Below are 21,257 nucleotides of genomic sequence, written 5' to 3' on the forward strand. Positions count from 1 at the left end.
AGCGCTTCGCGTTTTCACCGACTAACTCCGTACAGTGCGCGAGGTTTTTGCGCGGTGTTCGCTGACTGCGCAAAAATATTCGAAGTTTTTAAACTGATTAAACTTTAATCACCCTTACTTCGCAGTCGAAACTGCGATTTCTGCACGCGCATTGCCGCAGGCGCACAATCCCGCTTGCGCTGATCTGCGTAATTTAATACCTCAATCGAGAGAAAAATCGCAATTTCCTTACCCACAAGAGGCCCCGATGAGTTTCCGCATTCAACCCGCCGCCCCGGCCCGCCCAAATCGCTGCCAATTGTTCGGCCCCGGATCGAACACCAAGCTGTTCCCCAAGATGGCAGCATCGGCCGCAGACGTGATCAATCTGGACCTCGAAGACTCGGTTGCCCCATCTGACAAGGACGCCGCCCGCGCAAATGTCATCGAAGCGCTGAACACCATCGACTGGGGTGGTAAGTATATGTCGGTGCGGATCAACGGGCTGGACACACCCTATTGGTACCGCGATGTCGTTGACGTTCTGGAACAGGCGGGCGACCGGCTGGACCAGATCATGATCCCCAAGGTCGGTTGCGCGGCAGATGTCTACGCCGTGGACGCGCTGGTTACTGCTATCGAGCGCGCCAAGGGCCGGACCAAGCCGATCTCGTTCGAAGTGATTATCGAATCCGCCGCAGGTATCGCCCATGTTGAAGAAATCGCCGCGTCCTCGCCCCGTATGCAGGCCATGAGCCTTGGTGCTGCGGATTTTGCAGCCTCGATGGGGATGCAGACCACTGGCATCGGCGGCACACAGGAAAACTATTACATGCTGCGCGAGGGTGAAAAGCACTGGTCCGATCCGTGGCACTGGGCGCAAGCCGCCATCGTCGCCGCCTGCCGCACGCACGGCGTTCTGCCGGTAGACGGGCCGTTCGGCGATTTCTCGGATGACGAAGGCTATATCGCGCAGGCCAAACGCTCGGCCACGCTGGGCATGGTTGGCAAATGGGCGATCCACCCCAAACAGATCGCTTTGGCCAATCAGGTTTTCACCCCGTCGGATGAGGCTGTCTCGGAAGCGCGCGAGATTCTGGCCGCGATGGAACAGGCCAAGGCCAATGGCGAAGGGGCCACGGTTTACAAAGGCCGTCTTGTCGACATCGCCTCAATCAAACAGGCCGAAGTCATCGTGGCGCAGGCCGAGCTGATCGCGGCCAACGGCTGACCAGATTGAAAAAGGCGCCAGATCTGGCGCCTTTTTTTACCGGCCAAACACGTTGTTTGGCGTCCAGGTGAACCGATCACCCTGTTTGCCCCATTTCATCATCAGGCAGGATGTGCCGTATTTCTGGAAATACTTGATCTTCAGCGGGTACCACCCGGCTTGTGGGACCTCGACCGCTGTTCTTTGGTTGGCCTCACAGCCCTGACGCCCGTTGACATAACCGATCTGTTGCCCGCCAACCCAGGCGTCGATGCCGTCATTCGACCAGGTTTCCAGTTCATAAACACCCGGTGAATCGAACCGGATATAGCCCGAAACTTCAGCCGCCACGTTATAGGCTTCGTTGAACGTCAGAACCGGATCGCCTTCGGAGGTGTCGCGATAGTCCAATCCCCGCAAAGGCTGACCGGGCTTTGCCTTCTTCAGCAAAAAGTCCACCTTGGACAGGTTCTGGATTTTGCGCGGCGGGTTCCCCTCCCACGCGTATTTGACGTCCAGCCCTGCCTTTGGACTGGGCTGAGGGCTTGCAGGCTGCAGTTTCAGCGGCGCCGCCAGAGCAGCCCCGGCGATCAAAACGGCGGCAGCCGCAATCGCACCTGTACGAAAGAGTTTCATCATCATCTCCCTGTGTGCGCCGCGTTTGTTTGGTATTTTGGTCTACGGCATCATTAACGTCACACTAGGATGTGAATATTTACCCTGCAAGAGCGTGAATCTTCACAATGTGGCCGCTCAGGCCCGCAAATCCTTGGGCGACCCCATAACCACATAGGACGTGATCGAGGTCACATGGGGCAGTGTTCCCAGCACATCGGTATGGAAGGTCTTATAGGATGGAAGGTCGGCGCATTCGACGCGCAGCAGGTATTCGATCGTTCCGGTGATGTTGTGGCATTCGACCACTTCGGGCGCGCGCTGCAAGGCCCGTTCGAACCCTTCCTGCGCGGCCTTGGTATGTTCGCCCAGCCCAACGCCGATATAGGCCACGAACCCCTTGCCCAGTGCGACGGGGTCCAGAACGGCGCGGTAACCGGTAATCACTCCGGCCCTTTCCAATTCCTGCACCCGGCGCAGACAGGCAGAGGGGGACAGGCCCACGCGGTCAGCCAGTTCCAGATTGCTGATCCGCCCATCTGCGGTCAGCGCACGCAATATATCGCGGTTTATCTGATCCATCTTGGTCATTAATTGTGAAAATAAACAAGATGCGCACCAAAACGCAATTTCATTTGCCGCTTTTGGCGCAAAAATTCGCCCCATGACTTACGACATCCTTCTGGCCCTGATTGTGTTTGCCTTCGTATCCTCGATCACTCCGGGGCCGAATAACCTGATGCTGATGGCGTCAGGGGCCAATTTCGGCTTTCGCCGCTCGATCCCGCATATGTTGGGAATCGGGCTTGGCTTCACCTTCATGGTCCTGCTTGTCGGCGCGGGGCTGGTGCAGGTGTTCAACCAATACCCGGCCAGCTACACGGTGCTGAAGGTCGCCTCGGTGGCTTATCTGCTGTATCTGGCCTGGAAAATCGCACATGCTGCGCCCGCCGGTGGAAAGGCCGAAGTCGGCACACCGATGACATTTCTGCAGGCCGCCGCGTTTCAGTGGGTCAACCCGAAAGCCTGGGCCATGGCACTGACCGCGACCACGGCTTACGCGCCCGATCAGACACTGAACGTGATCGTTGTCGTCGCGCTGGTATTCGGCGCGGTCAATTTACCGTCGGTCAGCACCTGGACCCTGCTGGGCCAGCAAATGGCGCGGTTCCTGACGAATCCGCGCCGGTTGTTGGTTTTCAATTGGACCATGGCAGCACTGCTGGTCGCCTCGCTGTATCCGGTCCTGTGGCCAAGCTGATCACTTCAGGGGAAGACAGATCTCGGTCAGCAACTCTTCGGGCGGGGTTTCGCGCGGATCGTTGAGGTAGATTTCATAGCATGGCTGATCCGCAGGCTCTTCGCCGGACTCGGGCAACCAGTTGCCGAACAGGCTGTGATAGGCGGCCTCGATCCCGGAATAAGGGCCTTTGTAGGTCAGCACCGCGGTCTTCCCGCCGGGGATTTGCATGTCCTCCATGCCTTGGGGCGTCTCATCGCCCCGGAATTCAGCCCCGGCATAGCTGCGCAACTGATCCTCGGGCACGTCATCGGGGCTGTCGAGGTACAGCGCCAGAACCGGGCCGATCTGGGGCCAGAGCTGGCGGGATTCGCACAAGGCACCAAAGGCCTCGAAGCTCTTGCCGATTTCGGAATAGGCCCCCTTGTGGGGCAGCGCGATCACACGGCGGGCGGGTTCGGTACGGGTTGTCACGGGATGCATCGGGTATCCTCCGGTTCTAAAGTTGGGATGAGCCGGCAGAAACTGCCCCGCCTTGCGAAAGGCACCGGGGCTGCTGCCATAGGCCTCGGTAAAGGCCCGCGCAAATGAGCTGGGGTTGGGATAGCCAACGGTTGCCGCGACCTGGGCCACCGGTGTGTCGGTTCGCACCAACAACGTCGCCGCACGGTGCAAGCGCAGGCGTCGCACAGCCTGAGCGCAGGTCTCACCGGTCAGGGCGCGAAACACGCGGTGCCAGTGAAACCGGGACATGGCGGCGACATCGGCCAGCGCGTCCAGTGACAGATCCCCGGCAGGGTTGTCGTGGATATAGCTCAGCACGCGCAGAACCCGGTCTTCGTAGCTGGTTGCCATCGGCATCCTTCCTTCTCATTGCTTTCCTCAGCTTGCATATTCACGGCCCACAAATCTTGCTGAGTTGCATCCGGGGCGACGTCAGGTCATATAGCAGGGAACTTCCGCGTTGAGAGGCGTCATGACCCAGTATCTGGATTTCGAAAAACCACTGGCCGAGATCGAAGGCAAAGCTGAAGAGCTGCGCGCATTGGCCCGTGCCAATGAAGAAATGGACGTGAGCGAAGAAGCCGCCGCGCTGGACGCCAAGGCCGCCAAGCTGCTGGACGAACTGTATGCTGACCTGACCCCGTGGCGGAAATGTCAGGTGGCACGCCACCCCGAACGGCCCCATTGCCAGGACTATGTCAAAGAGCTGTTCACCGAATTCACGCCGCTGGCGGGCGACCGGAACTTTGCCGACGATCTGGCGGTGATCGGTGGGCTGGCCCGGTTCAACGATCAGCCGGTGATGGTGATCGGCCATGAAAAGGGCAGCGATACCAAATCGCGGATCGAACGGAATTTCGGCATGGCCCGGCCCGAAGGCTATCGCAAGGCCGTGCGCCTGATGGAGATGGCCGGACGGTTTGGCCTGCCGGTGATCACTCTGATCGACACGGCGGGCGCCTACCCCGGCAAAGGGGCCGAGGAACGCGGCCAGTCCGAGGCCATCGCGCGCTCGACCGAGATGTGCCTGAAAATCGGTGTGCCACTGGTGTCGGTCATCATCGGCGAAGGTGGGTCCGGCGGGGCCGTCGCCTTTGCCACCGCCAACCGCGTCGCTATGCTGGAACATTCGGTCTATTCGGTGATCTCACCCGAAGGCTGCGCCTCGATCCTGTGGAAAGATGCCGAGAAGATGCGCGAAGCCGCCGAGGCGCTGCGCCTGACAGCGCAGGACCTGCACAAGCTGGGCGTCTGCGATCGGATCATCCCCGAGCCCAAAGGCGGGGCCCATCGCGGTCGCCCCGAGGCGGTTGAGTCGGTGCGTGACGCCATCGGCGCCATGCTGAAAGAGCTGGACGGCAAGGACGCAGCGGCCCTGATCAAGGACCGCCGCCAGAAATTCCTGGACATCGGGTCGAAAGGGCTGGCGGCGTAAACCGTCAACCGCCCAAACGACGCAGCAGATCAACCGATGGCTCGCCGGTCACAGGCAGGCCATTGGCGCGTTGATAGCCGCTGATGGCGGATTTGGTGTTGTTCCCGATCACCCCATCCGCGCCCTGCGTGTCATACCCGGCCGAGGTCAGGCGGCGTTGCAGGTCTTTGCGGTCCTCCAGCGTCAGACCCGTGGCATCCGGCCCGAATGAGGCCTGAAACGGCGCGCCTCCGGCGAACCGGTCCGACAGGTGCCCCACGCCAATCGCATAGCTGTCCGAGTTGTTATACCGCTTGATAACATTGAAATTGCGGAATACGGCGATGCGTGGCCCCGGCACTTGCGGTTGCAGCACTGCAACCGGCGTACCCGACACGGTGCCGACCTCGCCACCCCAAGGCTGGCCGCGCACCCAACCGGCACGGGATAAATAGGCCGCTGTCGAGGCCAAAGAATCCGTCGGATCCTCGGACCAGATATCGCGCCGACCGTCGCCGGTGAAATCCACCGCATAGGCCAGATACGAGGTTGGGATGAACTGCGTATGCCCCATCGCCCCGGCCCAGCTGCCGGTCATGTTGGCGGGCGAGGTGTCGCCCTCCTGAATGATCTTCAGGGCTGCGACCAGTTGCTTTTCGAAAAATTCGCCGCGCCGCCCCTCATACGCCAAGGTGGACGTGGCCGAAATCACCGGCACGTCGCCGCGCCGCGCGCCGTATCGGCTTTCCAAACCCCAGACGGCCACGACAACCTCTTTGTCGACACCGTATTGCGCCTCGATCTGCGACAGCGTCCCATTGTACCGCTGCAACATCTGCCGCCCGGTGCTGATGCGTTCGTCCGAGGCGGCGATGGCCAAGTAGTCCTCAAGCGAGCGTTTGAATTCCACTTGATTGCGGTCGCGCTCGATCACGCCGGGCAAATAGCCCGCACCCTGAAAGGCCCGATTTATGGTCGTCTGGGAAATCCCCTGCGACGCGGCTCGGGATTTGAAATTGGCCACCCAGGCATCATAGCCCGCATTCGGCACCGACTGCATACGCGACGCACGCGCACGGGATGGCGCGCCCCCGTCGCTGCACCCGGCCAATATTGCCGCGCCAAGGCCAATGGAAAAGCTCCGTCGATTGATCATGACTGAAATCTGCTCTTGTTTGTGATTTGCCTCAGCCTAGCGCAGACCGGACGCGCAAACCAGAACGACCGAGAGTGGCTGCCGCCAAATCGACGCTTCGGCGGTTCGCCGCTTAAGCAACCAGCAACCGCAACCCCTGTGTTACGTCGGAGCGCACGGCAAGGCGCAACCCCGGCTCGTCCCCGGCCTTCAGCGCGGCGATGATCAGCTTGTGATAATGCGGCGGCTCGGTGCGCCGAAGCCGCCCGTACAAGGACCGCATGGTGGGGCCAAGTTGCAGCCAGACCGTCTCGGCCATGGCCAACATCGCGGGGGCCTGCGCGCGCAGATACAGCGTCCTGTGAAACTCCAGATTCGACCGGATATATCCAACCGCGTCGCGCTTGGTCACCATTTCGGCGACGGTCATGTTGATGGTCTGCAACCGGTCGATCAGCGCGATATGGGCACGCGGCAGGGCACGGCTGGCCAGTTCCACCTCAAGCAACGCGCGCAATGCAGCCAGTTCCTCGATCCGGTCATTCGTCAGTTCCGGCGTCGAAACCCGCCCCGATGAGGACAGAAACAACGCCCCTTCCGCCGCCAGACGGCGCACCGCCTCGCGCGCAGGCGTCATCGAGACATCGAACTCCTTGCCGATCCCACGCAAGGTCAGCGCCTCGCCGGGGGCGATCTCTCCGTGCAGGATACGGGACCGCAGGGTGCGATACACCCGGTCATGGGTTGCGATATGCGAGTCGGTCGGGCGTGTGGCTAACATGGTCTCATGTGATCACAAAAACCTGCGGGGTCAACTCGGCTACGCGTCAAAGCGGTATCTGTGCAGCATCGCTCCGTTTTCACGCAACCACCGGCGCGGGGCATCATAGGGGCCAAAAATACGTTCGACCTGCGCCCAGAAGGCGGGCGAATGGTTCATCTCGGCCAAATGCGCCACCTCATGCGCGGCGACATAGTGCAGAACTTCGGACGGCGCGAGGATCAGGCGCCAGGAAAACATCAACCCGCCATGCGAACTGCACGACCCCCAGCGGGATCGCGTATCCCGCAGCGTCAGACTGGTGTACGAGCGCCCCAGAATGGCGGCGTAATCGTCGCAGGCCCCAGTCAGCCGATCCCGCGCAAGCTCTTTCAAAAACCGGGCCAGTCGCCGCCCCTCGGCCCCTTCAGGCACGGCCACCGCATCTGTGCTCAGCACCACCCGCCGCCCCGGCGCGGGTACGATTCGACGCTCGGTGCCTTCGATCCAGATCACACTGCCCAGACGCACCTGTTCCAGATCGGGCTGCCCTGCCAGATGGTGCCGGATCCATTCCTCTTTGCTGCGCGCGAAACTCAACGCCTCGGCCTCGGGCACGCCTTGCGGATAGGTCAGGGTAACCCGCCCGTCCAATTGGGAAATCCGCAGGCTGATCCGCCGCGCCCGCGTTGATCTGCGCAGCGTCAGCGGCACCGGCGGCGTTCCCGGCAAAGCGTGTTCTCCCATATCCCGACCTCTTCCGCGCAAAGGCTTTGACAGTGCCCGCCGCCTGTGGCAGGTGAACTGAATCTTTTAGACGACTCACCTGATATCAAGGGGATTTGACATGCCCAAGGAAGAATGGGGCGTAAAGCGCGTTTGCCCGACCACCGGTAAGCGATTTTACGACCTGAACAAGGACCCGATCGTCAGCCCCTACACGGGCGAGATCGTGGAGCTTGAAACCGGCAAAAGCCGGATGATTGCCGCCGATGCCGAGGACGCAGCGACCGCGAAAGCACGCGAAAACGCATCCGAGGATGATCTGGTTCTGGATGATGACGACAATGTCGACGTGGATCTGGACGACGATCTGCTGGACGATGATGACGACAACAACGATGACGTCTCGCTGGACGACATCAAGGACATGTCATCAGAAGACGAAAACTGATCTTAAGGCGGCCTTGGGCCGCCTTGGTTCTTTGTGCGGATGGCGACGGAAAGTTTTTGCACAATTCCATTTTTGGACTTGCACTCCCCGCCGTCGTCTCATAAACGTCCGCCCACTGCTTCGGCAGTACCCGGATGGGGCCTTAGCTCAGTTGGGAGAGCGCTTGCATGGCATGCAAGAGGTCAGGGGTTCGACTCCCCTAGGCTCCACCAAACAAACCACTTAAAACACTGAAACTGAATGATATTTTCGGCAGATTTATTTGGCGATCCATCCTTTTTTCACCCCCACGGCATTTGTGAGTAATAGTAGTAGGCCACGATTCCAGAGCCCTCGCACAAATAGTTTTTTGCGCCGTTTCCCACCCACAGACCCCTCCCCCGCCGGAAGGACCCATGTCTGCGAATCGAGATTCTTTGGGAAGTGTCTGCGCTCTCGGGAGAAGGATCAAAAAACCCGAGAGCGCAACCTGGCCTCTCAGCCAGTACGTGTTGGATGGCCAGTGACCATGTTTTCCATCCAACAGCTTCTTATTGGAGGCCAAACCAGCGGGCGTCCCAATCTAGCTTGATGAAGGCTCGTTTCTTGCGCTTTCGAACCCCAACGCGACGCCTTGTGCGACGCAGTCTCACGCAGTCGTTTCCCGTTTCTTTTCAAGCCATTCATCAATCTCAGCGAACGCCCAGCGCTGATGGTTGCCAGCCTTGGTTGGCCGAGGGAAGCCATCCTTGACCCCCAATCCTTTGAGTTCATCCTCGTTGATACCGAGATAGTTGCAGACTTGGCGAAACGACCCGGTGGGAGGCAGTTGATTACGCATAGGTTCTCCTTTGCGGTTTGTTGAGCAGATGCCGGTCAGGCATTTCTGTGATGGTTGGCTTGGTCGAGCGTCCGTTTGCCCAAATAGATCAAACGGTGGGCAACTTGAGAAAGCGAAAGCCGCGCGCCTTCTTCCTGTTGAATACGTTTTTGTGCGGCTACCAGGCATTCGCGCGTATCGCCGTTTCGGTCATAGATCCTCAAATCAGACATTGTGCCCCCTCCAAAATCTCTCGTACTCGCGGTCAAATCGATCGACTTTAGGACCACGTCGGAATTCACGCAGGTTCTGCTTCCCAATCTGCCATTCGATCAACTTGGCGGCCCGCGCACAGGCCTTCTCGTCTAACTCTGGGTATTTTTCAGCCACCCGTGCTTTCGCATCCTTGCGACTGCTCCATGCCCAACTACCAAGCGTGGGGACCCTGACTATCGGCCCGGCCGTTTCGTCCCCCGCATGAGAGTCGCGCCAGATTACTTGGGTCACATCTATTGCGACCAGAAGTTCGTTGTACGCGACGACCGCCAAAACCTGATCGGACGGCGCAGCGTCGGCATGAACCGCTTCATCTGCATCGGAAGAAACCTCCAGGCCTAATACCGATCTTAAAGCCCTGATCATACGCTACCTATGACCCAAAACTTTGACGGATCTGGAATAAGCGCTTGAACTCCAAGCCAACAGGCAACCTCGAGGCCGCCGCTGGCATCAGTTCGTGTTGCAATAATCCGAATATCTTCGTCAGTTACAATTGCGGCACGATTGAATGAACCGAGGAAGGTTTGAGCCGTGTCTGGAGTTAACTCGGCCCGAACACCGCCGGCGTAAAGAACACCTTGGTCGGTTATTGCTCCTGCCCCGGAGGTGCCTACCAAGGCTCGCAGGCTTTCGAAGGGAATACCTTGCGTCGCTGCATAGCCCAAGCCTGACTGATAATTTGGGTGACCTACACTGGAAGACCAAGACAGCAAGTTTTCATTGCCCAGCGCTTCAAAGAAAGCCGCGTCCAAAGCGCGACCGAGTCCTTGAATTAGCGGCCACAATATCTGAACTGCGAGACGGTCAGGCGCAACGCTCTTGAATTCGCGTCGGCTGAGGCGAAAAGCAACTCCAAACTGCTTAAAAGTGCCCAGGTCAACTTCGGCGGTTTGGAAAGGAACCGGGGAAAGGGGCAGCTCTGCGTCAGGATTCGCATCGAAATCCACTTGGTTGAACTCCATCGGCTCAAAAGTGGAGAAGTTGACCGCTGATCTGGTCTGCACTTTCCCATGCGTTGTGGACGCATCTCGAATAATCTCTGCACCCTGAATTAGGGTGGCACCTGCCGAAAGAACTCTTGAGCTCTGCGACATCGCCGCCTCGACAGTAATCGTGTCACCTGCATTTCGGTACGGCGGATCGATGGTCACATGTCCGTTTTTGTCGACCAAACTAGATAACTCTGCGCCGAACGAGAGGAAATCTTGCATCGTTGCCAACGCTGAAAGCGTCTTGGTAAACAAAATGCGGTCTTCACCCTGTGCGCCACCTGGGCGAACAATCATGTTTGCTGGTCGGGCCTGTTGCGCGACACTAATCGCGCTAAGAAACCGTGCGTTTACGGTGCCTTGCGCTGGGCGGTTTTGGGGAATTGGGCGTCTAGGCAAATCAGTGCTCCGTCTTGATGAGCCCAGAATACGCCCCGAACCTAGGATTTCCTCTGGCGGTTCCCCCATCGCGTAACCCTAAGCACACGCCCAGCGCCTTGGAAGGAAGGCCAGGTATGTTACCCGGAAGTGTCTTCAGACTGATAAGGGGTCCTATTAAAGTGCTGCGATCCGCTACTTCGCGCTATCGTGCTGGTTTTTTTTGGCAACACGACACTTGATACCTGTTGGGACGCATAATCGAGTCACATCTCGCTGGCAGCTCCAAGCGGTTAATCATTACTTAAGCTACGTGGTGTTGCATTTCGGAGAATTTTTGATGCATGATGGCGAGAAACAAACGCCACTAATGGCGTGTCAGGGAGACGCACATGGGGCCGTGTAGCAGCGTAAGCCGCAGTGAATAAATTTGCTTTTCAAAACGGCGATAGCGCTGCGCTTTCCGCAATATCTCCGCGACGAGAAATGGGCGCATACGAAGCTCTTTTTTTAGAGCAGGGTGCTACGTTCAAGCGCCTTGCGGACAAGTTTGCTTCGGATCCTACTGCACTTCCGTCCGATTTTGTTTCGCCTCAAGTGGCCGACGAAACTGCAAGCAAAGTCATCAAGAAACTCTTTGCTGCAGGCGTGCGTCAATTCGGAGTGCGGATAAACAAAGCTGGCGACTATCCTAGGAAACTGCGCGACGCTAAGCACCCCGTTGAGTTATTGTACTATCAAGGGACTTGGGAACTCTCTGAAATGCGGGGGCTTGCTGTAGTTGGAAGCAGGAAACCAAGCGAAGACGGAAAAAAAAGGGCCGCCCGGCTGGCGCGTGAGTTGGTGCATCGTGGCTTTTCGGTAGTATCGGGACTGGCAACAGGAATTGACGCGGCTGCTCACCGAGCTGCGTTGGATGCAAAGGGACGGACAATTGCTGTAATCGGAACACCGCTGGCAGAGTACTACCCGAAAGAAAATCGCGCCCTTCAAGACCATATTGCTCAAGAACATCTACTCATCTCACAAATCCCTGTGCTTCGATATGAAGTTCAACCTTTTCAACACAAGCGCCAGTACTTTCCAGAGCGAAACGCAACAATGAGTGCGTTGACCGAAGGGACGATCATTGTGGAAGCAGGAGAGACGTCAGGAACCCTGACTCAGGCACGCGCCGCATTATACCAAGGACGAAAACTATTCATTTTGGACAGTTGTTTTCAAAACCCTAACATCACATGGCCTGCACGTTTCGAGAAGGAAGGCGCAATCCGAGTGAAAAACCCGGATGACATTTGGAAGGCATTGAAGATCGAATGAGTTTCACACGAATTGATGATCTCACTCGTTTAGATCATGGTGAACTTACCGAAGATGACATCTGCATTTTCCTCCGCGAATACCGCGCTGGAGATGGCTTCAAAGGTGAAACCAACAGCCTTATTTGGAATCTCAAGAAGAAGCCAAGTGAACGAGGCATAAAAGGCGGGTATCACCACAAGGCGCGGGCGATCACTCAAGTTTCAAGAGAGTTTGCTAGGCACTTGAACCCTAAGTGGCTGGACATTGCGACCTTAGTTCCGATACCTGGCTCCAAAGCAAAGTCGCATGCCGACTACGACGATCGAATGGAACAGATTTGTCGCGGTATCCGGAATGGCGCAGACGTTCGACCATTGGTGTATCAGAGCGAATCCACTGAGTATTCCCACAACGCTGGACCAGGCGAGCGCTTGACGGTCGAACAGCTAATGGAAGTTTACAAGATCGATGAGGCTCTAGCCGATCCCGAGCCGGTTAGTATCGGGATTTTCGACGATGTGCTGACCGTCGGTCGACACTACCGCGCTATGCACAACGTTCTTTCAGCACGTTTTCCTCAAGCAAAAATTACCGGCGTTTTTGTTGCGCGGACTATTCATCCGAATCCATTTGAAGGTGTAGAGATCGATTTCTTGTAGACATGCGCTGGCCGTAGATGATTTGGCAAAGGCAATCCTGGATTAGAGCAGTTTGCCGACAGCGTGGCATTCTTGAACAGTCACTAGCTCGGCCTGTACACATTCCCAAGCTGTCTGATCAGTGATTGCAGTACAGAGGAAAGACTTGCCCTGTTTAATAGTCTTGGCGTGAGTTTCCAGAATACGTTCGCGGGTGACTTTGCTCGAGGTATTCGGCGCGTGCCACGTCCACCGCTTTTCATTTAGCCAATTCTCGGAAAGCTTGATAAACTGGCGTCCGTTTCCTTTCTGCTCGGCTGCATAGCCACTGGCACCGGCAAGAATGGCGGCCGGGTCCGCACCCTCCTCGATCGCCTTTTTCAGCGCCGCCTCGGTCGAGGGTCCATCGCCGAGACGGGGATACGCCGCCTCAAACTGACTGACCAAGTCTTCGAACACGAACTCTTGTGTGTGTGGAAGCGAAGACGACACACAAGGTTCCTTTACTGGTTCCTTTACTGGTTCTTCTCCAGTGGCGTGGAGTTTGGTGTCAACTTTTTTGGAGTTTGCCGTGTCGTTTTCTGGAGTTTGCCTTTCAACAAACTCCACAGCACTGGAGTTTGGGCTAACTCCAGTTTTTGGAGTCTGTTGTTTCGGAGAATTGGCGTCGCAACCAAGTAGGTAATAAGTGCGGCGCTTGGCCGAGCCAGGCACCGTACCTGCGATACGCTCAATCAATCCGGCATCTTCCAGACGGTTCATTGCATTGTTCACCGATCCATTGGAGATTCCGGCCTTTTCCATCAACAAAGCCTGAGACGGGTAACAAGCAACGTTAGGTGGCTTTTCACCATTGTGAAAGTCGCACAAGAAGAACAGGACTTTGAAATCGGAACCTTTTAGGTTTCTTGTGTCGAGGCCTGCCAACCAGTCTTTCGCGCGATGGCTCATTGATTCACCGTACGCCGCACTAACGGTACTTTAGTTGTTGTGCGGTTTCCCATATCCGCCACGGCTAGGTTTCGAGCGCAAGCCTGGCAAGGTTTCATTGGTCACCTCAAAGTGCCCATGATCGATACACGTGCAACTTGGCCGACGTGTCCGATACACCTGAATTCAGGCGCAGTTTGCATCCCGCGCCTCAGAAAGATCGGTAAGGTACGCCTCCAACTCGGATTGCCACCAGCGCGAGCATCCACCCAGTTTTAGGGGTTTGGGGATGTCGCCGCTCGCAACCCAACGATGAAATGTTGATCGTCCTATACCCAACATGGCCGAGGCTTCCGTATCGCGGAGTAAGCGATCTGGGCGATCGCGAAAATGAAGGCTTGGTATGTTCTTGGTCATTGCGTTCTCCCGTGTAGCAACAATGCCTCCACGATTCCCAAGCTGCCCCAGAGTTTCCTCTGGCGGTTCCCCCACTTTTCTGGAAAATCCGGTTAAGATGCTGAAATTAATCAGCATCTTTCTTTGATTTATTGCAAAACTCGTATCCGAGCGGCGTTTTCGGCGGCCTCAAAACAGAAATGATCGTTTCGCAAGATCGAATACGCAAAGAGCCGTCCCCACGACCTGAACTCCATGTCGTCGGTCACACACGCCCTAATCTGTTTGAGCAAAAATGAGTCTGCTTTCGGTGGGTCGACCTTAGATGAGCTCTCATTTTTACCGATATTCTGAAAATAGACCGATAGCGCTTCTGCCAGCTTGGTGCGCCCTTTGAAATGCGCCATTGCCATTAGAAAAAAACTTGACGCTTCTTCAGGATCAAGTTCGTCCAAAAAACTGGAGATCTTTTCCAGTGTCTCTTTTCTTTTTTGTTCGGCCTCGACGGGACGGTTTTCGTCAGGCGAATCTGTGCCCTTCGCGCCAGCGCGTTCCTTTTGCATTGTTCTGTTCTCCAAAATGGGATAATAGTAACCGTGTTATAAAACCATCACACGCGACCGTCAACAAAAATGATAACAGGGTTATAAATGAAGGATGTTCAGTGCAGAATGGCCCGTGTGGCACTTGGGTTAGGCGTGCGAGACTTAGCGAGGCTTTCAGGTGTTTCGCAGGGTACAATCTCACGCCTTGAACGAGGTGAGGAACTTAAGCAAAGCACGGTTGATACCGTACGTAAGTCCCTCGAAGACTCTGGCGTTGAATTCATCGCCGAGAATGGTGGCGGGCCCGGTGTAAGACTACGTGAACCGCAAAGAACCACCTGACGAACATCACTATGCACCGGGCGCAAGTTCTATCACATTGCCGTTTTCGCCTGTACAATAGCGCCCCCAGGCATCCATAAGAGTCCGACGACGCTCAAAGAGGTCAGATCTACTGTAGGCCTGTTCAACTGAATTGCCGATTGCATGAGACAATGCCGCCTCTGCGTCTTCACGGTTGGCACGAGCAGCTTCGTTGCACCAATCTCTGAAACTGCTTCGGAACCCGTGAAGCGTGATCTGTCCGTATCCCATCCTTTTTAAAAGCGATGTTCCAGCATTGATAGAAAGCGGCTGATCGTCAGTAGCCCCGGCACGTCTCTGCCTTGAAGGAAACACCAGCTCGGGATGTAGCCGTTTGACGCGTTCAAGCACATCGAGAGCGGGCTTACAGAGCGGTACACGGTGTTCTCTGTTTCGTTTCATCCGTTCGGCCGGGACTGTCCACACGTTTCCCTCAATTTCATCCCATGTGGCAAGCCGAGCCTCTGCGGATCTAGCCGCGGTATAGATCACCCATTCAACCATTCTCGCGGCTGTTCCATCCCGCGTTCTCAGCTCGGATATGAACTCGGGAACATCTTGCCAAGGAAGCGCGGCCATGTGTTCCGGCCGACGATCGACTTTTGGCAATGCGCGGGTCACACCGTTCGCCGGATTTTCCGCTCCGTAGTGACCGGCGGTTTTAGCCCAATCGAATATCACGGTTAAGCGCTGCAGGACACGCCGAGCGGTTTCTGGTTTCTTTGTCCAGATGGGGCCAAGTACATCCAAGATTTCCGAAGAACCGATCGTCTCGATTGCTCTGGAACCAACCTTCGGTAAAACGTGAATTTCGAGGGATCGAATCCACGTTTCGGAGTGCTTTTCGTTTTTCCAAGTCGGTCTTTGAGCGTCATATACTTTTCGAGTGGCTTCTTCGAGCGTCATAGTTTGGCGTGCACGAACGGATTCCGGCACGCCACCCATTCTCGCCGCTTTGCGCATTTCTCGCGCCATTTCCCGGGCCTCTGCAAGCGAGACCCACTTAACTGAACCTAAGCCAAATTCACGTCGTTTCCCGTGCACCGCGATCCGCAAAACCCAAGATTTCGATCCACTGTCCGCGACACGCAGCCATAGCCCTTCGCCGTCGCCATACATGCCTGGCTGGGACATCCCTTTGACGCCCTTGTGGGTCAACTTTCCCATTTTTGGTTGTCCACCCTTTGTTCCACCTTTGGGCTCGCGCTTAAAAACCTAACAAATACAGAGGTACAAACTACCCAGACTACTTCTCGCGATACAACAAGATATAGTGCGGGACAAGTCGAGACACGCTTTATGTGGACCTAGGCTCCACCAAATCTACCTGGATTTGCAGTCTAACAAGACCACCAATCAATTCGGCAAGGTTTGCCACTCGTCGACTACAGCGTCGCTGCATACCGCGAGGACTGTACCGAACTGGTTCAGAACAGCCTCGCTTTGGCTGGGGCGTAGCAAGGCGATGTCGCCGGGTCGGGCTGCGCTTGTGGCAGGTCCTGTCCAAACCTCCTGATTGCTGGAGCGACCGAATATTGAGGAATAGGCGAACCCCTTTGGATGCACCGGATGTGCGAGGTAGTGACCGCCAAACACGGCGATATCGGTTTTGCGACGGGGCAGAAAATCCAGCCCGGGCAACCCGTTGCCGGGCATGGCCTTGAGAATTGGCGTCCCTATAAACGCCGCTGGCTGAAAGGCACGGGTCGCGCTGTGGTCAAAATCCGAGGGTTTGACCAGAACCGAGCCAAAGGCGACCTCGGTCGCTGAATTGTCCGAGGCATAGGTCTGGAACGTCAGGCTGCCCCCGGTATTCAGGCACAGGCCTGCGCCTTGATCCGGCAGTGCGGCGACCGCGCAGCGAAAGGTCTGGGCCGAGGCGCGGGCCGCTCTGTTTCTCAGAAAGCCCGGCAGTTTCGCCAGATGGGCCTCATAGCCCATCACACCGCTCAGCCGTGCCAAGGGGTGCGCTTGGATGCCCTTGGCGACCTCGGCGACCTGCTCGGGCGTCAGACCGCCGCGATGCAGACCGATGTCGAGTTCCAGCGACAGGCGGAGCCGGGACTGGGTCTGATCGGCAAGGGCCAGATACTCTCGCAACCGGTCGGGCGTATCGATCAGCCATTGCACCCGCTCCGCCGCGTCAGGACAGGACGCCAGGACACGGGCGGCGGATCGAACCGGCAGAGGCTTTCCGATCAGGTGATCCGTTCCGCTTTCTGCTTTCAGCAAAGCCGTCAGCATCGGCGCAGAGAACGTCATCAGGCCCGAGGTTGGGATCAGGCCCCTGATATGATCCAAAAGCGGCAGGCAGGGCAGAGATTTGGCCACCAGTCGCCGATCCAGCGCAGCATCCGCGCCAGCATCGGCGGCTGCGCAATTCGCCTCTAACCGGTCCAGATCGACGGCCACAACGGGCTGATCTACGCCATGTTTGTGCAGCGTTTCGGACAATCGTTTTAGATACGGATCGCTCATGGCCGGAACAGCCGCGCCAATGCGGGTGTCAGGAATTTATCCTGCGGGTCCAGCTGCGCGCGCAAGGCGCAGAAGCGGTCGAAATCCGGATAAAGCCCGGACAGGTCCTTGTAGGTCAGGCTGTGCATCTTGCCCCAATGCGGCCTGCCCCCGGCCTCAAGGAACAGCGGTTCCAGCGCATTGAAGTACCGGCTGTGATCTTGATCCGCATCCGTGTGAACCGCGACCGAGATCCGGGGGCCGCCCTGAAATGGAGACAGACACGCAGTATCTCCGGCGGTTTGCCGAACCTCGATCGGGAAATAGATGTCCTTGTGATCCCGTTCCAGCCTGCGAAATACTTCGTTCAGCACGTCACCGGCAGTATCGGGCGGCAGATGATATTCCATTTCCTTGAAACGAATATGTCTGTCGCTGCACAGAACCTTCCAGCTTTCACCAACATAGTCCTCGTCGGACTGCGCCAGCGTCAGCAGTTTCAACAGCGCGGATCGCAGGCCTGCGCTGAAGCGGCCCGCATTCCGGGCAAGTTTCAGCACCCTGACCGCGATCATATCCAGATCGCGCGGCGCCTTGCTTTCCGGACCATCAACAACGGCATGCCTCAGTTCGACCGCCTTGCCGGTGAAGGGGATGTAGAAGAATTCGAAATTACGGTTCTCGGCCCAGTTCTGGTGCATATTGGCCAGACACTCTGACAAATCGGTCAGGGTCACGCGTCGGCGCAGGTTGTATTTGGGCACGACATTGATGCGTGCTTCGGTCAGCACCCCAAGCAGGCCAAGCGATACCTGTATCATCTCCAGCGGCACGTCACCCGTGGTCAAGATCTCTCCGCCTGCGCTGATCAAACGGGCATCGGTGATCTCGGCCGACAAACAGGGCAAGCTGCGCCCGGTGCCGTGGGTCGCGGTTGCGGTTGCACCGGCCAGAGACTGCGCGTTGATGTCACCGAGATTGCGAAAGGCCAGACCCTGTTGACCCAGTGCGGGCGACAGGTCGCGCAGGCGGGCGTTGGCGTTCACCCAGACCTGACCATCCTTAGCGTCGCCGACTGCGGGCAGGTTCAGGTTTGACAGGTCCAGAATTCTGTCGGCCCCGGCCACAATGGGCGTAAACGAATGCCCGGCCCCGACCACACGCAGGCTTTCGGGCGCGGATACCGCCTGCTGCAACTCTGCAAGCGTTTCGGGGCGCGCGACGTTGATCTTGGCGCTTTCGTTCCCTGCCCAGTTTGACCACATGCTCCTGCTCCTCCGTTGCAAAAGGATTGCAGCCAGCAGACTGTAAAACAAGTCAGGGAATCAGCGCGTTACGCTACGTGACCCGCACCTAAGCCGCGTTGGCCCGCTGCGCTGAGACGCGCTTGAACCACTCGGACACGGCGGTCAGGTCCGGGGCCAGCTGCTCGGCCTCGCCATCCGTGAACTCTTGAAACTTTTCGCTGTTCATCCCGTTCACACCGACCAGAACCGGGATGTCCTGCGCCAATGCCTCGGCAATCACAGGGCGGAACCCACGGCCATCAGCCTCGTGCTTGCCGAACTTGTTGATGATCAATAGTTGCGGCGCATCCGACAGCGAGGCGGTGACATAGCCAACCGCCTGCTCCAGCGCTGCCGGGTCCAGACGACACCCACGGGATTCGGTCCCCAAGGATTGGGAAATCCGGATTGTCTCACCTTGCGGCAGCACGCGCACATCCATGTCGCATTTGCTGCTGTCAGCGCATTCCGTGTTGGTCTGGACAACGCCTGCCAGCTTCGCGCCCGATGCCAGCAGGTGCTCTGCCACTGCGCTCAGCAAGCGGTCGGTTGCGCCGCGATCGGTGGTTGTGACATAGGCCAGATTCATCTTGGGACCCCCGTGGGATGAGTTTCAGAGTTGCAAATAGCACGCCGACTGCGGCTCGACCACTCCCGGCGTCAGGGAAGCGGCGACAGGCCGATCACGAGAGGGTGTAGCACAAGCAGCGCTGTATAGGCCGCAACTGCGGTCACCGACACCCAAGGCCCGGGCCAGGGGCGGGGCGCGCGCAGCGACAGGCGCGCGGTATTGCGTGACAAGCGCACCCACTCTGGCCCCATTTCTCGGGCCTTGCGGCGATCGATCAGGGCCATGCCCATCAGTGCGAACCCGGCAAACAACCCAAAAAGGATCACATGGGACAGGCTGCCATTGGCGACCAGATGCGCGGTGGCCCACAGCATCAAGGCGGCAAGGATGGGATGGCGCGTGGTGCGCAGAATACCCGGGCATTCGGGGTCAAACCTGCGCGTACCCATGCCACCAAACGAGAACGGGTTTTCGATGCTCAAACCGGCGATTGCCAGCCAGCACACAAGCGGCATGACCAACAGCGGAACCCATCGCAGGGCCTGCGCCGGTGGGATGATCTCGACATAAGGCGCGTTTGCTGCGGCTATGATCAGCCAGATCAGCACTGCGACGGACAACAACGAATAAGCCGTGAAATAGACCCGCCGCCCCATCGTATCGATCAACCATCCACGAACGGGTGGGCGCACGGGAATGGCGTGGCTCAGCAGGAATACTGTCAACGCTGCTATGAAGATGCCCCATCCGGCCATTTCGATCTCCGAACCTGTTTTCCGGAAGTGGTAGGTTTACCGGACCGGCGGGTCTTTGTCCGAAATCAAGTCGCCGGGCCATGGATTGGCAAAACCTCCTGCAATCTGGCATCAAAGGACAAGCGTCACAGGCGGAGGTCGCAACAATGCGTTCATTTGATGAGATTTTCGACATCGCAGCAGGTCGCCACGGCGGGGTCGACGCCCTGGATGCAAACCTGAGCAAACCCAAAACCCCCGAAGAACTGGCTGCGATGCCCGAGGATCGCTGGCTTGCGAACCTGACCAAATGCATCTTTCAAGCCGGGTTCAACTGGAAAGTCATCGAGGCCAAGTGGGACGGGTTTGAAGAGGCGTTTGACGGCTTCGACGTGGGCCGCTGCGCCTTTATGGATGACGAGAAATTCGACGCGCTTTTGCAGGACACCCGTATCGTGCGCAACGGCACCAAGATCGCAACCGTCCGCGACAACGCCGCCTTCCTGTTGGAGTTGCGGGACGAAGGCGGGGCCGGTCAGGTTCTGGGCGGATGGCCCTCGACCGATTACATCGGCCTTCTGGCGATGCTGGCAAAACGGGGATCACGGCTGGGCGGGGCCTCGGCCCAATATGCGATGCGGTTTGCCGGGCGCGACAGTTTCATCCTGTCACAAGACGTGACAGCCCGGTTGATTGCCGAGGGCGTGATCGACAAGGCCCCGACCTCCAAAAAGGCGCTGGCTGCCGTGCAAGCGGCTTTCAATGCATGGATGGATCAGTCCGGACGCTCACTGACGGAAATCAGCCGTGTACTGGCGATGAGCATATGAAAACGGCTTGCGGAACCGATGGGGCAAGCTAAATTTTTCTTCATGGGTTTGCGTTTTTTGGTTCTGGCGTTTCTGTTTCTGGCGGCTTGCGGGCGACCGTTGACCCAACAGGAACGCGACTTTGCTGATGCCGTGCAAGGCGAGACGCTGAATCTGGATCGCGTTCGTCTTGTCGAAGGTGCCCCGGTCGCGCCGATCACCTATTACCGCGAAGCCCGCCCGCGTCTGGCCTGCCGCGAGCGTATTCTGCCCCCGGTCGAGCCGGGACCGGTTACCGGGAAACCTGCGGCCATCGCCTTGTTCAACAAGGTCTATTTCGCCCGCGACTGGTATCTTGAGGACTATATGTCCGACTATCCCGAGCAGATGAACCTGATCGCGGCCATGTTGCTGGCGCATGAATTGACCCATGTCTGGCAATGGCAAAACCGAAAGACCACCGGCTATCACCCCCTGCGCGCAGCGGCAGAGCATGGCGGGCGCAAGGATCCGTATCTGTTCGATCTGGATACCTCGCCCGATTTCCTGTCTTACGGCTATGAACAGCAGGGCGCGATTGTCGAAGAGTATGTGTGCTGCCGCGCACTGGACCCACAGGCGCAGCGGACCAAACGGCTGCACCGGATGCTGGGCGCGCATTTTGACCTTTCTCCGCTGCCGCAGGTAGGGCGCGAGCGTGCGGTGGCCATCCCATGGAGCGATGCGAAGGTCGAAGGGATCTGCAGCTAA

26 protein-coding genes and 1 tRNA gene are annotated in these 21,257 nt (G+C 57.7%); 10 read left to right on the forward strand and 17 right to left on the reverse strand.

Features of this window, described 5'->3' with window-relative positions; translation table 11 throughout:
• Nucleotides 1–247 precede the first annotated feature (247 nt).
• Nucleotides 248–1,210 carry an L-malyl-CoA/beta-methylmalyl-CoA lyase gene (locus tag ACR0LW_RS12590; RefSeq protein ID WP_170454812.1) on the forward strand — a complete coding sequence of 321 codons (963 nt, stop codon included), beginning with the start codon at nt 248–250 and terminating at the stop codon, nt 1,208–1,210.
• Between the two features lie 36 nt (nt 1,211–1,246).
• Here the strand turns inward: ACR0LW_RS12590 and ACR0LW_RS12595 are convergent, their stop codons facing one another.
• Nucleotides 1,247–1,825, reverse strand: coding sequence for a PA14 domain-containing protein (locus ACR0LW_RS12595; protein ID WP_170454814.1), 579 nt, complete (start codon nt 1,823–1,825; stop codon nt 1,247–1,249).
• Between the two features lie 117 nt (nt 1,826–1,942).
• Nucleotides 1,943–2,395, reverse strand: a complete 453-nt coding sequence (locus ACR0LW_RS12600; protein ID WP_480585212.1) for an Lrp/AsnC family transcriptional regulator — start codon at nt 2,393–2,395, stop codon at nt 1,943–1,945.
• Nucleotides 2,396–2,468: 73 nt separating this feature from the next.
• On the opposite strand from ACR0LW_RS12600, the gene ACR0LW_RS12605 reads away from it, so the two are divergent.
• Entirely contained in the window at nt 2,469–3,065 is a 597-nt protein-coding gene (locus tag ACR0LW_RS12605) for a LysE family translocator (protein ID WP_170454818.1), read from the forward strand.
• Here ACR0LW_RS12605 and ACR0LW_RS12610 read toward each other — a convergent pair whose 3' ends face one another.
• Entirely contained in the window at nt 3,066–3,899 is an 834-nt protein-coding gene (locus ACR0LW_RS12610; RefSeq protein ID WP_480585209.1) for an AraC family transcriptional regulator, read from the reverse strand.
• A 121-nt stretch (nt 3,900–4,020) separates the two neighbouring features.
• On the opposite strand from ACR0LW_RS12610, the gene ACR0LW_RS12615 reads away from it, so the two are divergent.
• On the forward strand, nt 4,021–4,983 hold the full coding sequence (locus ACR0LW_RS12615) for an acetyl-CoA carboxylase carboxyltransferase subunit alpha (RefSeq protein WP_480585206.1): 963 nt from the start codon (nt 4,021–4,023) through the stop codon (nt 4,981–4,983).
• A gap of 4 nt (nt 4,984–4,987) precedes the next feature.
• Here ACR0LW_RS12615 and ACR0LW_RS12620 read toward each other — a convergent pair whose 3' ends face one another.
• The 3 genes from ACR0LW_RS12620 to ACR0LW_RS12630 all read right to left on the reverse strand — a co-directional run bounded on the left by ACR0LW_RS12620 (nt 4,988) and on the right by ACR0LW_RS12630 (nt 7,604).
• A complete protein-coding gene (locus ACR0LW_RS12620) occupies nt 4,988–6,118 on the reverse strand; it encodes a lytic murein transglycosylase (RefSeq protein WP_480882839.1) in 1,131 nt (376 codons plus the stop codon).
• 112 nt (nt 6,119–6,230) lie between these two features.
• On the reverse strand, nt 6,231–6,878 hold the full coding sequence (locus tag ACR0LW_RS12625; RefSeq protein WP_170454826.1) for a GntR family transcriptional regulator: 648 nt from the start codon (nt 6,876–6,878) through the stop codon (nt 6,231–6,233).
• A gap of 39 nt (nt 6,879–6,917) precedes the next feature.
• Nucleotides 6,918–7,604: a YgjP family zinc-dependent metalloprotease gene (locus tag ACR0LW_RS12630; RefSeq protein WP_170737554.1), complete on the reverse strand. Its 687-nt coding sequence runs from the start codon at nt 7,602–7,604 to the stop codon at nt 6,918–6,920.
• Nucleotides 7,605–7,704: 100 nt separating this feature from the next.
• On the opposite strand from ACR0LW_RS12630, the gene ACR0LW_RS12635 reads away from it, so the two are divergent.
• Together ACR0LW_RS12635 and ACR0LW_RS12640 are read left to right on the forward strand one after the other, a co-directional pair.
• Nucleotides 7,705–8,031: a TIGR02300 family protein gene (locus tag ACR0LW_RS12635; protein ID WP_170520078.1), complete on the forward strand. Its 327-nt coding sequence runs from the start codon at nt 7,705–7,707 to the stop codon at nt 8,029–8,031.
• A gap of 136 nt (nt 8,032–8,167) precedes the next feature.
• Nucleotides 8,168–8,243 (forward strand) — tRNA-Ala (locus ACR0LW_RS12640).
• A 416-nt stretch (nt 8,244–8,659) separates the two neighbouring features.
• On the opposite strand, the gene ACR0LW_RS12645 is transcribed toward ACR0LW_RS12640, so the two are convergent.
• The 3 genes from ACR0LW_RS12645 to ACR0LW_RS12655 all read right to left on the reverse strand — a co-directional run bounded on the left by ACR0LW_RS12645 (nt 8,660) and on the right by ACR0LW_RS12655 (nt 10,395).
• Nucleotides 8,660–8,851 carry a helix-turn-helix transcriptional regulator gene (locus tag ACR0LW_RS12645; RefSeq protein ID WP_480882840.1) on the reverse strand — a complete coding sequence of 64 codons (192 nt, stop codon included), beginning with the start codon at nt 8,849–8,851 and terminating at the stop codon, nt 8,660–8,662.
• A 35-nt stretch (nt 8,852–8,886) separates the two neighbouring features.
• Entirely contained in the window at nt 8,887–9,063 is a 177-nt protein-coding gene (locus ACR0LW_RS12650) for a hypothetical protein (RefSeq protein ID WP_480882841.1), read from the reverse strand.
• A 405-nt stretch (nt 9,064–9,468) separates the two neighbouring features.
• Nucleotides 9,469–10,395 carry a hypothetical protein gene (locus ACR0LW_RS12655; RefSeq protein WP_480882842.1) on the reverse strand — a complete coding sequence of 309 codons (927 nt, stop codon included), beginning with the start codon at nt 10,393–10,395 and terminating at the stop codon, nt 9,469–9,471.
• 501 nt (nt 10,396–10,896) lie between these two features.
• Between ACR0LW_RS12655 and ACR0LW_RS12660 the strand changes: the two genes are divergently transcribed.
• Nucleotides 10,897–11,796, forward strand: coding sequence for a DNA-processing protein DprA (locus ACR0LW_RS12660; protein ID WP_480882843.1), 900 nt, complete (start codon nt 10,897–10,899; stop codon nt 11,794–11,796).
• The gene (locus tag ACR0LW_RS12665) at nt 11,793–12,437 is read left to right on the forward strand and encodes a hypothetical protein (protein WP_480882844.1); all 645 of its coding nucleotides are present in this window, start codon (nt 11,793–11,795) and stop codon (nt 12,435–12,437) included. Before ACR0LW_RS12660 ends, ACR0LW_RS12665 begins: the two co-directional genes overlap by 4 nt.
• 42 nt (nt 12,438–12,479) lie before the next feature.
• Here ACR0LW_RS12665 and ACR0LW_RS12670 read toward each other — a convergent pair whose 3' ends face one another.
• The 3 genes from ACR0LW_RS12670 to ACR0LW_RS12680 all read right to left on the reverse strand — a co-directional run bounded on the left by ACR0LW_RS12670 (nt 12,480) and on the right by ACR0LW_RS12680 (nt 14,305).
• Entirely contained in the window at nt 12,480–13,367 is an 888-nt protein-coding gene (locus ACR0LW_RS12670) for a helix-turn-helix domain-containing protein (protein WP_480882845.1), read from the reverse strand.
• Between the two features lie 165 nt (nt 13,368–13,532).
• Nucleotides 13,533–13,880, reverse strand: coding sequence for a helix-turn-helix transcriptional regulator (locus tag ACR0LW_RS12675; protein ID WP_480882846.1), 348 nt, complete (start codon nt 13,878–13,880; stop codon nt 13,533–13,535).
• 11 nt (nt 13,881–13,891) lie between these two features.
• Nucleotides 13,892–14,305: a hypothetical protein gene (locus ACR0LW_RS12680; protein WP_480882847.1), complete on the reverse strand. Its 414-nt coding sequence runs from the start codon at nt 14,303–14,305 to the stop codon at nt 13,892–13,894.
• Between the two features lie 108 nt (nt 14,306–14,413).
• Here ACR0LW_RS12680 and ACR0LW_RS12685 point away from each other — a divergent pair, with 108 nt between their 5' ends.
• Nucleotides 14,414–14,629: a helix-turn-helix domain-containing protein gene (locus tag ACR0LW_RS12685; protein ID WP_480882915.1), complete on the forward strand. Its 216-nt coding sequence runs from the start codon at nt 14,414–14,416 to the stop codon at nt 14,627–14,629.
• Nucleotides 14,630–14,638: 9 nt separating this feature from the next.
• Here the strand turns inward: ACR0LW_RS12685 and ACR0LW_RS12690 are convergent, their stop codons facing one another.
• From ACR0LW_RS12690 to ACR0LW_RS12710, 5 genes are all read right to left on the reverse strand, one after another.
• Nucleotides 14,639–15,817 carry a tyrosine-type recombinase/integrase gene (locus ACR0LW_RS12690; RefSeq protein WP_480882848.1) on the reverse strand — a complete coding sequence of 393 codons (1,179 nt, stop codon included), beginning with the start codon at nt 15,815–15,817 and terminating at the stop codon, nt 14,639–14,641.
• Between the two features lie 189 nt (nt 15,818–16,006).
• The gene (locus tag ACR0LW_RS12695; protein ID WP_480882849.1) at nt 16,007–17,128 is read right to left on the reverse strand and encodes an alanine racemase; all 1,122 of its coding nucleotides are present in this window, start codon (nt 17,126–17,128) and stop codon (nt 16,007–16,009) included.
• The gene (locus ACR0LW_RS12700) at nt 17,125–18,372 is read right to left on the reverse strand and encodes a D-arabinono-1,4-lactone oxidase (RefSeq protein ID WP_480882850.1); all 1,248 of its coding nucleotides are present in this window, start codon (nt 18,370–18,372) and stop codon (nt 17,125–17,127) included. Before ACR0LW_RS12700 ends, ACR0LW_RS12695 begins: the two co-directional genes overlap by 4 nt.
• Nucleotides 18,373–18,460: 88 nt before the next feature.
• Nucleotides 18,461–18,982 (reverse strand): DUF2478 domain-containing protein, encoded by a 522-nt coding sequence (locus ACR0LW_RS12705; RefSeq protein WP_480882851.1) that lies wholly within the window; start codon nt 18,980–18,982, stop codon nt 18,461–18,463.
• A gap of 71 nt (nt 18,983–19,053) precedes the next feature.
• Complete coding sequence (locus tag ACR0LW_RS12710) at nt 19,054–19,719, reverse strand: NnrU family protein (protein WP_480882852.1); 666 nt, start codon at nt 19,717–19,719, stop codon at nt 19,054–19,056.
• A gap of 146 nt (nt 19,720–19,865) precedes the next feature.
• On the opposite strand from ACR0LW_RS12710, the gene ACR0LW_RS12715 reads away from it, so the two are divergent.
• Nucleotides 19,866–20,528 carry a DNA-3-methyladenine glycosylase I gene (locus ACR0LW_RS12715; RefSeq protein ID WP_480882853.1) on the forward strand — a complete coding sequence of 221 codons (663 nt, stop codon included), beginning with the start codon at nt 19,866–19,868 and terminating at the stop codon, nt 20,526–20,528.
• A 42-nt stretch (nt 20,529–20,570) separates the two neighbouring features.
• On the forward strand, nt 20,571–21,257 hold the full coding sequence (locus ACR0LW_RS12720) for a hypothetical protein (RefSeq protein ID WP_480882854.1): 687 nt from the start codon (nt 20,571–20,573) through the stop codon (nt 21,255–21,257).

This window comes from Ruegeria sp. N4 (genome assembly GCF_056531425.1).